Below are 12,659 nucleotides of genomic sequence, written 5' to 3' on the forward strand. Positions count from 1 at the left end.
AGCCATAATGCTATTTGGTTGGTCGCATTTGTGCGTAAGGTTCCCCCACCTTTTGCATGACATTTATGGCTTGCGAGTTTTTCCCTAGCTGAGCAAGCGCAATGGCCCTTAAAAATTCAACCTGATCAGATAAGCCGAGCTGTTCTTTGGGAAGATTGTTCGCAATGTTGATGGCTAATTGCGGCTTTTCATACTCTAGTAAAGTGCGCATTAAGTTGATGCCAACTTGTAGCTTTTCTGGTGTCTCCAAATTGGCTTGCTGAAATGTATCGACGGCGCTTTTAGTCTGATTATTGTCAACAAGGAAATCCATCAAAGGTACTAATATTCTGCTGTTCTGCGGGAAACGCTGAGCAGCCGCTTGTAACGTTTTAACGGCGTTATCAATTTGCCCTAGGTTTTTTTGACTGAATGCCAGTATCAAATAGAGTGCTTCGGTTTTTTCACTGTTGACACGGATTAGTAAACGCTCTGCGGTTTCAATGGCTGCTTCATATTCACCAGATAGTAATAATATGTGCGCATGGCTTAGCTGCACATATTGGTTGTTTTTTGACTCGGGCGGTAGTTCTGCTATGGCTGCTTCTATGGTACTTACTTGATCGTTGTCGCGAACGTTATCTTCAAGGTAGGCTGGAAGAAAACGCAAAGAAACCTTATATCTTATGGCGTTTGTTAGAAGTGTCGCGACCTCTTCTGTACGATTTCCTTTGATCAACACTTGTAGTTTTAGTGCATAGGCGGCTTCTGCTGTAGGCGCTTCGGAGAGCCATAAATTTGCACTTCGCTCTATATTTAGGTCATTTTGTGAAACAACAGCGATGTAGGTGAGTCTCTTAATTAGTGCAGTGTCACCTGATTGTTGGGCCAGTTCATAAAAAGGCTCAAAAGCTTTATTTGGGCCTTCCCGTTGTAGAATAAACTCCGCATTCAGCAATTCTTTTATCTTACTGTTACTTGAGTCTGTTTCGTCAGAGGCTGATTGTGTATTTAAGGGGGTAGAGGATTGTTGTATTGTGTTGTAACTACAGGCACTTATCAAAGGAAGACCAATAAGCGCCAAAAGGGTAAAGAGCTTTTTTGTGTATGATGCTGTTTGTGTATGGCCTAAAACAGAAGGCATGTGTTTTCTCGATGCTAAATTCATATAACCCTTATGGTATCGCTAGCGACTCGTTATGTTAGTCATAACTATAAACTAATCCTATTACTTTTATTGCTTATATGGGGTGCGCAAAAAGTGAATTTCTCGTATAATATGTCTTCTTTATGTAAAGAGTCATGTTAGGGCAATGGATGCTCCTGTCATTACCTTAAATCTCGATCTTTGAGAAGAGCCTTTAATGCCGCTAATTACCGTAGGTGTCAATCACAAAACCGCGCCCGTTTCGATACGCGAGCGTGTGGCTTTTGCGCCTGAAAAAATGATCGATGCCTTGTCTTCCTTGATCTCTGAGAAGAGAGCTAATGAAGCTGTTATTGTCTCGACCTGTAATCGAACAGAACTCTACTGTTCTGTTGAAGATTTTAGTAAGGTTGATGACGTCATCGCATGGCTTAGTGAATATCATGGTATTGCTTTGCCTGAGTTGCAGCAATATTGCTATACACATGCAAATGATGACAGTGTACGCCACATTATGCGAGTGGCTTCGGAACCGACTCTCTTATTCTTGGTGAGCCGCAGATTCTTGGTCAGGTGAAGTCTGCTTATGCCGTATCGCAGGAAGGGGCTTGCATAGGGCCTGAATTAGAGTCCTTATTTCAGCGTACCTTTTCGGTTGCTAAACGTGTTCGTACCGATACCGCGATTGGTGAAAATCCCGTGTCTATTGCCTTTGCGGCTGTGAGTTTGGCTCAACGTATTTTTGCGGATATCAGAAACAGTACCGCATTATTGATTGGGGCTGGACAAACCATTGAGCTGGTCGCAAGACACCTTAAAGAAAATGGTATCAAGCGTATTATAGTGGCCAACCGAACCTTGGCTCGAGCACAGGTTCTAGCAAATGAGCTGAATGCAGAAGCCATTATGCTAGGAGAGATTGGGGATTACTTGTCGCAAGCGGATATAGTGATTTCTTCTACGGCTAGCCAATTACCTATTATTGGTAAAGGTATGGTTGAGCGTGCTACGTCAAAGCGTCGACATTCTCCTATGCTGTTAATTGACATCGCCGTCCCTAGGGACATTGAGCCAGAAGTGGACGAGGTTAACGATGCCTACCTCTACACGGTGGATGATCTTCATTCAGTGATTGAAGAAAACGTCAGAGCAAGGCAAGATGCAGCGAAAGCGGCAGAACAAATGATTGAAGAAGGCGTCGAGTCTTATCGTCGTGTGGTGGAATCCAGAAAAGTCTCTGATTTGATTGTTAATTTTAGGCAATCTGCTGAAGCGATTAAAAATACAGAATTAGAAAAAGCACTCAAGGGTCTTGAGATGGGACAGTCACCAGAGCAGGTGTTGAATAAACTCGCTCATGGTTTAATGAATAAGCTCATTCATGCTCCGACGCGCTATTTGCGTGATGCTGGCGCAGAGGCCGATCAACACGCATTAACCATTGCCTCAAATGTATTGGGCATTTACGAAGAAAAAGATAACTAAAAAATGAAAGAATCCATTAAGTTAAAGTTAGAAAGTTTATCCGATCGTTATGACGAACTGTCAGCGCTATTAGGCGTGGCAGAAGTGATCATGGATCAAGACTTGTTTCGCGCTTATTCAAAAGAGTATGCGGAACTTGAGCCGGTGGTGAAATGTTTTAATGACTTTCAGCAAATAGACGAAAACATCGCTGAAGCGGAGTTGATGATGACAGACTCCGACCCAGATATTAAAGAAATGGGTGTGGAAGAGTACAAAGCTGGACAAGCACAAAAAGAGGCATTGCAACTGGTTTTGCAAAAACTGCTGTTGCCTAAAGATCCAAATGATTCACGTAACGTTTTTTTAGAGGTGCGTGCTGGTACGGGTGGTGACGAAGCATCAATTTTCTCGGGTGATTTGTTCCGCATGTATTCACGTTATGCAGAAACTCAAGGCTGGAAAGTGGAAATCGTCAGCGCCAGCGATGGTGAGCATGGTGGTTATAAAGAGGTCATTGCTCGTATTGTGGGCGATGGCGCTTATTCTAAGCTGAAATTTGAGTCCGGCGCTCATCGTGTACAACGTGTTCCTGCGACGGAGTCTCAAGGTCGTATCCATACCTCTGCTTGTACTGTTGCTGTGATGCCTGAGATGGACGAGGTCGATGATATTATTATCAATAAATCAGACCTACGTATTGATACATTCCGTGCTTCAGGAGCGGGTGGTCAGCACGTTAACAAAACGGACTCAGCGATTCGTCTGACGCACATACCAACCGGTGTGGTGGTAGAATGCCAAGAAGAGCGTTCGCAACATAAAAACCGCGCAAAGGCTATGTCATTGCTGGCGTCTCGTTTATTGGCTGCTGAACAAGAAAAAGCTGCCAGCGAGCAATCTGAAACCCGTAAATCCTTAGTGGGAACGGGTGACCGTTCGGAACGTATTCGTACCTATAACTACCCTCAAGGGCGTGTTACGGATCATCGTATCAATTTAACGCTCTATAAATTAGACGAAATCGTGGCAGGTGACTTGGATTCGTTGATTAACCCGTTAGTCAACGAATTCCAAGCTGAGCAGCTCGCTGCGCTAAGTGGTGATAATTAATCGGTGGCGTAATGAGTCCCCACTGTTTCTAACTTAAGGTAATCATCGCTCATGCGAATTGATGAACTACTAAAAGGCGCTTATGAGCGCCTTACTTTTGTCTCTGATACAGCTCAGTTGGATGCCCAGCTATTGCTAGCTCATGTGTTGAAGGTATCGACATCGTATTTTTATACTTGGCCAGATAAGACGGTAGAGTCTGCTAATATTGAGCGATTTGATGTTTTATTGGTGCGTCGAGAGCGTGGTGAAGTCCCATTGCTTATTTACTTGGACATCAAGCATTTTGGACTGTAGACCTAGAAGTCGCGCCCTGTACTCTGATTCCTCGTGCCGATACGGAAAGGCTAGTCGAAGTCGCTTTGTCTGTACTGGATATTAACAAAGCAAATCGAATTCTAGATCTTGGTACAGGCACGGGGGCGATTGCTTTAGCGTTGGCGGCTGAATTACCTAACGCAAATGTAGTTGGTGTGGACTTGATCGAAGACGCGGTCGCCCTAGCTAAGCGTAATGCATCACGCAATCACATTAGCAATGTAAGATTTGTTCAGAGTAGCTGGTTTGATGTTTTGGATACGAGTGAGTCATTCGACTTGATTGTATCGAATCCGCCCTACATTGACTCTAATGATGAGCATTTGTCACAAGGCGATGTGCGTTTTGAGCCAAAAAGTGCCTTAGTGGCAGATAAACAGGGTATGGCTGACATTGAGCACATCATTCAGCAGGCACCTGATTATATGGCACCAAATGCTTATCTAGTGTTCGAGCATGGTTATGATCAAGCTTTAGCCGTTCAGCAGCGATTGCGCGAAGCAGGGTTTGTCTCAATAAAAAGCTTCCAAGATCTTGGTGGGAATGACCGAGTCACGATAGGCCAATATAAATAACGAAGTGAGTGCTTACTGTATTGCACACACTTCGTTTGTTGGGTCGCTATTTTTTTGGTTGCGCGCTTTCAGGGCGAATAAATACAGGGCTGTCTTTGGTTGACTGTTGTGGATCGTAGCGGTAACCCGCAAGGTCAAATGCCTTGAGCTCATCCAACGTCTCACAACGGTTTTCGATCAGATAGCGAGCCATCAAACCGCGAGCCTTTTTGGCGTAAAAGCTAATAACCTTAAATTTGCCATTTTTTTCATCAAGAAAGTTTGGCGTAATGAGCGGGGAAATCAGCTTTTTCTTATTAACCGCTTTAAAGTACTCGTTTGAAGCCAGATTGACCAGCAACTCGTCTTTATCAAGTAGGTCATTGATCTTATTCACTAAGATGTCCCCCCAAAATTGATAAAGATTCTCACCTCTAGGGTTTTTTAGGCTGGTGCCCATTTCCAGGCGATAAGCTTGCATGAGATCCAATGGTTTCAACAGCCCATATAGACCGCTTAAAATACGTAAAGATTGTTGTGCGTATGCCATGTCGTTCTCATTTAAAGAATAAGCGTCGAGTCCGGTGTAGACATCGCCCATAAAGGTATAGATAGCAGGTCGGCTATTGTCTTGTGTGTGTTCTTGTTGCCACTCTTGATAGCGCGATACATTTAAGGTGGCTAGTTTATCGCTAAGCTTCATCAGTGAAGCGATATCCGCAGGTGAATAGGGTTTGATGGTATTTATGAGTGTTTGAGACTCGTCTAGCAGCTCTGGTTGGCTGAATAGATCAATACTGGGGGTTGAGGTCAGATCCAGTGTTTTAGCGGGGGATATTAAAAACTTCATAAGGATTCCATTTGCTTCATCATTGCGTTTGTTAAAGATTATCCATAGAGTGCCGATAAATATCCAGACAATGCGCTAATAGAGAGAATTTATGAAGAATAATCTGATACCATTCCCTTCCCCTCGTCGTGGTGGTGACGAAAAAGAGGTTTCTCTTGCCTCCAGTGATGAGTTAATGGCTCTTAGGGCTGCGTTTGATGAAGCACGTGCTGATTGGGTGTTGGAGCTTGCTGAGTTGCCTGAAAATAATAAAATCTACAGTGGCTCAAAAAAATAATGAGATAAACTTTTGTTGTTTTTATTCTGGGCTGCCCAATAAGGGGTTTAACCCATGTTAGTGTTCCTTGTTCGTCACTCCCTGCCTTGTATGTTTGTGTTTGCTATACTGGGTTTCTTGCTTCCCACTGTATCGTTAGCGTTTTTCCCTTTCTTACCTATCGTGCTGTTTACGCTGATGTCTCTAACCTTATTAGGGATGAAGCAGAATGAATTAATTAAACGGTTAAGCAGTCGTCAAATATGGCTCTACGCTGTGTTGCATTCAGCTGTGTGTATGGGGGTTGTCAGTGTGATTGGCTGGTGGCTGTCACTTGATGCGGATCTCTTGTTGGCGATGGTTGCTGTTGCTGCGACGGGCTCTTTGTTTGCTACGCCAGCCATTGTAAGAGCGCTAGGTTTCGACAGTATGCAGGCGATGGCCATGACAATTGCAACGACATTGGTTTTACCCATCTCTATTTTTATTGCCTTAGTGTTTTTCCAAACACAAAGTGTTGCATTAGATTGGACAAATTATTTTGTTCGCTTAGTGGTGTTTATATTTGGCCCTATGTTGTTTTCTTTTTTAGTTCATCGATTTTGCCCTGAAATAGCACTCAATCAATTTCTTATGAAAATATCGCCTTATACTATTTTGTTGGTATTTGCGTTTCCTTTTGGGCTTGTAGGGAGTTTCCGTGTCTTATTTGATCATGATCCTATGCTGGCACTGAATTATTTCATTATAGCGAGTGCTTTGTGCGCTTTGTTTTTTGCTCTGTCTTATTTTGTGTATAGAAAACAAGGCAAGGCGATAGCATTAACCGCTGCGATTACATCTGGGAACAGGAACGTGTTACTGACTTACAGTATTGCAGGAATACTCTTGGGGCCTGCCTTTCTTCCCCTCGCTGGGGCCTTACAAATACCTACATATTTGTTACCAGTCTTTACTCGCTGGTTAAATAAAACCTTACTAAAATAAAATTGAAGATTCTATTTTCTAGTCTTATTTAGACTCTCGCCTACAATTAAAAATACATACGCCCAGAGGGTTTGCTTAAGGATAATGGTGCAATGCGTAAAAATACTCCCGTTACGAATCAAGAAAAGACGTTTTCCAAAGAGGAAAAGCTGGTTTCCACCACTGATTTACAGGGCAATATTGTTCATTGTAATGAGGCTTTTATTAGAATCAGCGGTTTTGAAAAAAAGGAATTAATTGGTAGTCCTCACAATATTGTACGCCACCCTGATATGCCTGAAGAAGCATTTCGAGTCATGTGGGAAACGTTAAAACAAGGAAAAGCTTGGATGGGACTGGTCAAAAACCGCTGTAAAAACGGGGATTTTTATTGGGTTGATGCCTACGTTACACCTGTGACTGATTCTGGAAAAGTAGTGGGATATGAGTCCGTAAGAACGGTTCCTAAACGCGAAGATGTTGCAAGAGCTGAGAAGGTATATAAACGCATTACCCTTGGAAAGCGTGTCATGCCAAGCGTATTTACTTCTTGGAAATTTGTTTTACCTGTTATCAGTCTTGTGGTCGCAGGGGCTTTCGCGAGCGTTAATATTGCCTATGGTGCTATTGTGTTAGGCGTTGCGAGTTTACTTGCCAACGGTCTATTTTGGTTTGACTATTCTCGGTTGCAGGCGGTATTGAGGAAACGTCTATCGACATCGTTTTTGCACCCTTTGGCTGGGGTGACTTACTCTGACCGAACGCTGGATATTGCAACATTAGACGTTGGTGTGAAAAGTTTGTTGTCTAGGATGGATGCAATACGTACACGTTTTGAGGATGAGTCTTCGAAAGTATCTGAACAGTCTAAAATTGGTTTGCAGCTTACTCTTGAGACAACAAAAGGCATGGTTAGTCAGCAACACGAAACACAGGATGTTGCTGCTGCGATGCAGCAAATGACCACGACAATTAATGATGTTGCCCAGCATGTTCAGATGACAGCAGACAGCGCGAAGTCTTCTTTTGAATCGGCAAAGGTTGGCCAAAAAGTTGTGCAAGAAACGCGCCTTTCGATTCGGCAATTAAGTGAAACCGTGACGGATATTAGCGCCACCGTACAGGAGCTTGCCAATCACTCCGAGAAAATAGCTCAAGTGGCACAAATGATCGATCAGATTGCCGAGCAAACTAACTTATTAGCGTTGAATGCAGCCATAGAAGCGGCTCGTGCTGGTGAGCATGGGCGTGGTTTTGCCGTCGTCGCGGATGAGGTTCGTCAGTTAGCACAAAGAACCCAAGGATCGACAAAAGATATTCATCATATTATAGAAACGTTACGTAGTGGCGCTCAAAATTCGGTAGTCATTGCGAATCAAGGCAAGCAAGACGCCGTAGAAGGCTTAGGCAAGATAACAGAAATGGAACTTTCGTTTGAAAGCATTGTTGGAGCGGTATCCAATATTAGCGATATGGCGATGCAAATGTCAGCAGCAGTAGAAGAGCAGGCTCATGTTTCAGAGGATATTAATCGTCAGGTAGTACGTATTTCTGATTTGGCAATAGAAAGCTCAGAGAAATCTAATTTATCCAGTGAAAGTATTCGTGAATTGTTGAATGTCGCTGAAAATATGCACGAATTAGTTGTCCGGTTTAAATAATATAAGAGTAATATGCTAAAAAAACGCGATTATTGTATTAATCGCGTTTTTTATTGCAGGTATTTTATTAACGTTAAGGAAGTGGCAGCGGTTTTAGCTGATTACTGGCATACCGTAAGTTAATCATCATTAATTCTTGGCTTGCCTTGGTATCTCCCATCGCTTTTAGCAAACGGCTTAATTCTGCCAGCGCTTCGCTTTGTGTATTCAATGACAACGCCTGTTCGTAGTAATCTCTCGCTTTACCCCATAACATCATAGATTGACTTAGGCGGCCGCAAACAAGATATAAATTGGCACTGGCAGGCTCTTTTTTGAGCCAGTTTTCACAGTTACTTAATAATTTTTTTATGCTGTCCTGTTTGATATTACCGTATTCATAAACGAGGCTCTTCAGACCATTTATGATTTAAGCTATGACGAATAAAGCTTTCGGCCTTTGTGTCATCACCAAAATGAATTAAGGTTTGAGCGTATAATTGTCGCATTCTATCGTCTTGCGATAAGGTGTCTAGTTTGTTCCATAGACTTTCCACTTCAGCCACTAATTCGTTTTTATTTTGCCCTAGCTTGTTGCGGAATTTGATTTTATCAAGCAGAGCCAAAAAAGCATTTCGTTCTAGTTCTAGCATATTGTCGTCGTCAAAAATGCCGTCTTTTTTGAGTGTGGGTGTCAGAGACAGTAAGGCATCCCAGTCTTTGAGTTGGGTATATACCGTGACGAGCATTTTTAAGACTTGCTTGTGCTTTGGTTTTAGCTTTTGCAAACGCAAAAGAGAGGCGAGTGCCCCTTCATAGTGCTGCTGCTTTATTTGAATTTGGCTTTGTGCAAAGCCAATTGCAAACTCCGCTTCAGGTGTGGATTGATGTGCTAAACGCAATAAAGCCTTGGAACGTTCTGGTTCGTCTTGTTCGCTGGCAGCGTAGGCGGCACTGATATAATTTATTAATGGGTAAGGTACTTTTTCAGCGCTGTTGGTCAGTAATTTCTCGGCTTTATTCCAGTTTCCTCCCACCAGTTCTAGCATGCCTCGAATCGTGTTTCGAGACGCTCTTTTTTGCGCTAAATTACCGGTGACTTTGGCTAAGGAGTTACTGGGTCTTAGCAGAATAAATAAAATTCGCTTTATCCAGCTCATAACAAATAGCGTGATGACCATAGCGGTAATCAAAACCCATAAGCTGGTTTCAATGGTAACGCCGTTATAAGCGATAAGGACATAACCACTGTCTTGACGCATTAGCAGCCCTAAGACACTGCCTATCGCCATCATGATAACCAGTAGAAAGAGAAGTTTTCTCATAACTTGTCTCCGGATTCAATTGGCGTTGTGATGGGGGACTTCTACCCCTGTTTGAGACTGTGTGTTTTCAGCTGAAGAGTCATTATTTCCGCGTTGATTCCACGCTTTCATTAATGCTTTCATGGTTATTAATGAGTCTCTCGGCAAGGGTAAATCAGGGGATGGATTTAACTCTTGTAGTGCCGTTAAGTTAGCCAGAAATGAAACGACATTGTTAGATTGGGTGTCAAAGTGCTCTGTGGTGGCGTTGGCAACACGAGACAATGCCTGTTGGTAAATAACGGGTTCACCTTTTATGAGGGCGACTTGAGCGATGTCCAATTGCAGCTGAATGCCTGTCACAAGTTGCTGGTATTGTGCAGGAGGAAGTAGTGCGGTGATGGGTTTGTGATGGTAGTTAATCACCACTAAGGAGCGAATAGACTGCCAAAAGCTACTCAATGCAGAGGCGATTTTTCCTGTTGCTGTGTCGATAGCTGAATTATCTGTGGCACTGTTTTCTGCCGCATTGGCTTGCCACTCTTTCGATGGCTCCCGCTGAGGCAAGGTTTTCACATTGTCGTACAAAGCATTCAGTTTGAGATAAGCACCTTCTAGGTCAAATTGACTGAGAGACTTTAAGGCTTGAATGTCTTTGGCAAGGGCTTTGCGTGTTGCAAAAACAATAGGGTCTTCTAATTCATTAAGAATGTCGTCCGCGTTGCTAAGCAGTGTGACGGCACCATTGTTGTCTGACTCAAGTAATAGGCGCTGATTGGCAAGACGAATCAGATATTCTGCTTCTGCTAATTTCCAATCTTCTTTGGTGGTGTTATTAATTTGGTTTAGCTTACTCTCAAACGAGGTCAGTTTGTCATCTTGTTGCCGTTGTGTCGCAGAGAATTGCTCTGTCTGTTTTTGGATGCTTTGTTCTGACTGAGAAACCTGCTCAATAAGCTGATTAAGTTGCGCTTTATTAACCGTGTTTGTGCTGATTGTATTTTCTAGGTTGGATTGAGACGCCACCAACATAGCGATTTCATTTTGCAGCGTGCTTTGTGTGCTTTGATAATACAGCCATCCGCTTGTCGCCAAAGCAATAAGCGAAATGCCGAGCGAGACGGAGGCAAACACAGTGTTTGAAGACAAGGGTTGCGTGCTTGTGTCAGAGGGCGTTTTCGTTTCACTGGACGCAGATTCTGTCTCGGCCGTTGTCTGAATAGCTTCAATAGCGCCGTCTACCTGTTGATCTTGCTTGTTGTTTTCAGTCATTCTATTTTCCTATGTGAAATTCCGTCGCTTTGATCAAGCTATTATCGTCAGCGCCATCTGCGCATGAGGCATGTATCCAGCCCATTTCTTTTGCTTGCTGATTTACTCTACTACTCGGTGTCAATATAGGGAGCGTTTTCCACTCAGGCTTATGTTTTGTTGCGTATTCTGAAAGGTGATGTAAGCCTTCTCCACTGGTTACCCATATTAAATGTATATCGGGCAACATGAAGAAAGTTTGAGCCGTGTAGTGTGGCTTTTTTCTTTCATAGAGTGACAGATAATGGACTTTTGCCCCTCTTTCTTCCAGTTTATCACCTAATTCTGGCCGACCACCGAGACCTCGAATAATTAGTACTTTTTGGTCTTTCATTTTGGCCGGTTTCAGCCATTCAAGTAAGGCTTCTGTTGTATGTCCGGATTCGAAATAGCTGGAATCCCGGCTTCCAGAAGCGCTTGCGTTGTGCCTTGTCCGATGCCAATCCAATGTACGCCGACAGGTAACATGGGCCAACAGGTATCCAGCCAATCCGCTGCCAGTCGTGCCGCATTTTTACTGACAAAAATGACATATTGAAACGTATCAATATCAAAAATCTGTGACCGTATGGCCGCTCGTTGTTGCGCGTCTTCTATGGGCGCTATGTCCAGCATAGGTAAAGGAACCGCTGTCCAGCCATGGGTAACAATACGCTCACAGCTAAGCGTGTTTTCTGGTTCTGGTCGAGTGATAAGAATATGACAGTCTTGCACCAATGTTTCGCCTATTTCATCTATTTATATAAGGCGTCAAGAATGACGTCAGCGCCACGTGCCAGTAAGTCGTCAGCTAATTGTACGCCAAGTGACTTGGCATCGTCTTTGTGACCACGGATTTCGCCTTCAATCATGGTTTTACCATCGGGGCTACCCACTAATCCCCTTAGCCAAATAATGTCATCCTCTAAGACGGCAAAACAAGCAATAGGGGCTTGGCAACCACCATTGAGACGTTCGTTTACGGCGCGCTCTGCGGTAACACGAATGGCCGTTTCTTCATGTTGTAAAGGAGTAAGTAATTGAATGGTCTGCACATCGTCAGAACGGCACTCTATGCCCATGGCACCTTGTCCACCTGCTGGCAAACTGACTTCTGCAGGAATTCTTTGGCGAATTCGGTCAAACATTTCTAAGCGCACCAATCCCGCTGTGGCCAAAATAATGGCATCGTACTCGCCATCATCCATTTTTCTTAGACGCGTATTCACATTGCCACGCAGGTCTTTGATAATTAGGTCTGGGCGGTTCATGCGCAACTGACAAGAGCGGCGTAAGCTTGATGTGCCAACAACAGCACCTTGTGGCAGTTCTTCTAGAGAGGCGACTTTATTAGATACAAAGGCATCGCTTGGGTCTTCGCGTTCGCAGATGACAGCTAAGCCTAGTCCTTCAGGAAAAGCCATGGGAACGTCTTTCATAGAGTGCACTGCAATGTCGGCGCGGCCGTCCATAAGAGCGCTTTCGAGTTCTTTGACAAAGAGGCCTTTGCCGCCAATTTTGGAAAGTGGAGAGTCTAAAATCTGATCGCCTTTTGTCGTCATACCAAGCAACTCAACTGTCATCTCTGGGTAGAGGCTTTCTAGTTGCGCCTTGACGTTATTGGCTTGCCAAAGGGCTAGCTGGCTTTCTCTGGTCGCGATCACAATTTTATCTTTCACTGCATCTCCTCATGACGTGTCGATGGATAAATATCTTAACATTGTTTGTGCTAATGATACTCGCTAAGGCGTACTCCGTCATCTTTCAATGCTTTATAA

At 43.6% G+C, this 12,659-nt stretch carries 12 protein-coding genes and 2 pseudogenes; 7 read left to right on the forward strand and 7 right to left on the reverse strand.

Going from position 1 to position 12,659, the window contains the following annotated elements; all coding sequences use genetic code 11:
- Nucleotides 1–10: 10 nt before the first annotated feature.
- Complete coding sequence (locus ONZ52_RS08520) at nucleotides 11–1,123, reverse strand: tetratricopeptide repeat protein (protein ID WP_265218211.1); 1,113 nt, start codon at nucleotides 1,121–1,123, stop codon at nucleotides 11–13.
- A 220-nt stretch (nucleotides 1,124–1,343) separates the two neighbouring features.
- On the opposite strand from ONZ52_RS08520, the pseudogene hemA reads away from it, so the two are divergent.
- The 4 genes and pseudogenes from hemA (at nucleotide 1,344) to prmC (ending at nucleotide 4,596) form a co-directional block, all read left to right on the forward strand.
- Nucleotides 1,344–2,611 (forward strand): annotated as a pseudogene (gene hemA, locus ONZ52_RS08525) (glutamyl-tRNA reductase).
- A 3-nt stretch (nucleotides 2,612–2,614) separates the two neighbouring features.
- Nucleotides 2,615–3,703, forward strand: coding sequence for a peptide chain release factor 1 (prfA, locus tag ONZ52_RS08530; RefSeq protein WP_265218212.1), 1,089 nt, complete (start codon nucleotides 2,615–2,617; stop codon nucleotides 3,701–3,703).
- Between the two features lie 51 nt (nucleotides 3,704–3,754).
- Nucleotides 3,755–4,000 (forward strand): class I SAM-dependent methyltransferase, encoded by a 246-nt coding sequence (locus tag ONZ52_RS24665; RefSeq protein WP_321160289.1) that lies wholly within the window; start codon nucleotides 3,755–3,757, stop codon nucleotides 3,998–4,000.
- Entirely contained in the window at nucleotides 3,961–4,596 is a 636-nt protein-coding gene (gene prmC / locus ONZ52_RS08535) for a peptide chain release factor N(5)-glutamine methyltransferase (protein WP_321160330.1), read from the forward strand. The genes ONZ52_RS24665 and prmC overlap by 40 nt, the downstream gene beginning before the upstream one ends.
- A 46-nt stretch (nucleotides 4,597–4,642) precedes the next feature.
- On the opposite strand, the gene yaaA is transcribed toward prmC, so the two are convergent.
- On the reverse strand, nucleotides 4,643–5,425 hold the full coding sequence (gene yaaA / locus ONZ52_RS08540; RefSeq protein ID WP_265218213.1) for a peroxide stress protein YaaA: 783 nt from the start codon (nucleotides 5,423–5,425) through the stop codon (nucleotides 4,643–4,645).
- Between the two features lie 91 nt (nucleotides 5,426–5,516).
- Here yaaA and ONZ52_RS08545 point away from each other — a divergent pair, with 91 nt between their 5' ends.
- The 3 genes from ONZ52_RS08545 (at nucleotide 5,517) to ONZ52_RS08555 (ending at nucleotide 8,308) form a co-directional block, all read left to right on the forward strand.
- Nucleotides 5,517–5,702, forward strand: coding sequence for a hypothetical protein (locus ONZ52_RS08545; RefSeq protein ID WP_111608957.1), 186 nt, complete (start codon nucleotides 5,517–5,519; stop codon nucleotides 5,700–5,702).
- Between the two features lie 54 nt (nucleotides 5,703–5,756).
- A complete protein-coding gene (locus ONZ52_RS08550) occupies nucleotides 5,757–6,668 on the forward strand; it encodes a hypothetical protein (RefSeq protein WP_265218214.1) in 912 nt (303 codons plus the stop codon).
- Nucleotides 6,669–6,760: 92 nt separating this feature from the next.
- Nucleotides 6,761–8,308 (forward strand): methyl-accepting chemotaxis protein, encoded by a 1,548-nt coding sequence (locus tag ONZ52_RS08555; protein ID WP_265218215.1) that lies wholly within the window; start codon nucleotides 6,761–6,763, stop codon nucleotides 8,306–8,308.
- Nucleotides 8,309–8,381: 73 nt separating this feature from the next.
- On the opposite strand, the gene ONZ52_RS08560 is transcribed toward ONZ52_RS08555, so the two are convergent.
- From ONZ52_RS08560 to hemC, 5 genes and pseudogenes are all read right to left on the reverse strand, one after another.
- On the reverse strand, nucleotides 8,382–8,567 hold the full coding sequence (locus tag ONZ52_RS08560; RefSeq protein WP_265218216.1) for a hypothetical protein: 186 nt from the start codon (nucleotides 8,565–8,567) through the stop codon (nucleotides 8,382–8,384).
- 118 nt (nucleotides 8,568–8,685) lie between these two features.
- Nucleotides 8,686–9,612, reverse strand: coding sequence for a heme biosynthesis HemY N-terminal domain-containing protein (locus ONZ52_RS08565; protein ID WP_265218217.1), 927 nt, complete (start codon nucleotides 9,610–9,612; stop codon nucleotides 8,686–8,688).
- 15 nt (nucleotides 9,613–9,627) lie between these two features.
- On the reverse strand, nucleotides 9,628–10,863 hold the full coding sequence (locus ONZ52_RS08570) for a uroporphyrinogen-III C-methyltransferase (protein WP_265218218.1): 1,236 nt from the start codon (nucleotides 10,861–10,863) through the stop codon (nucleotides 9,628–9,630).
- Nucleotide 10,864: 1 nt separating this feature from the next.
- Nucleotides 10,865–11,517: pseudogene (locus ONZ52_RS08575) on the reverse strand (uroporphyrinogen-III synthase).
- A 119-nt stretch (nucleotides 11,518–11,636) separates the two neighbouring features.
- A complete protein-coding gene (gene hemC / locus ONZ52_RS08585; protein WP_265218221.1) occupies nucleotides 11,637–12,560 on the reverse strand; it encodes a hydroxymethylbilane synthase in 924 nt (307 codons plus the stop codon).
- Nucleotides 12,561–12,659 lie beyond the last annotated feature (99 nt).

It is taken from the genome of Marinomonas rhodophyticola (assembly GCF_026113935.1).
GTDB lineage: Bacteria > Pseudomonadota > Gammaproteobacteria > Pseudomonadales > Marinomonadaceae > Marinomonas > Marinomonas rhodophyticola.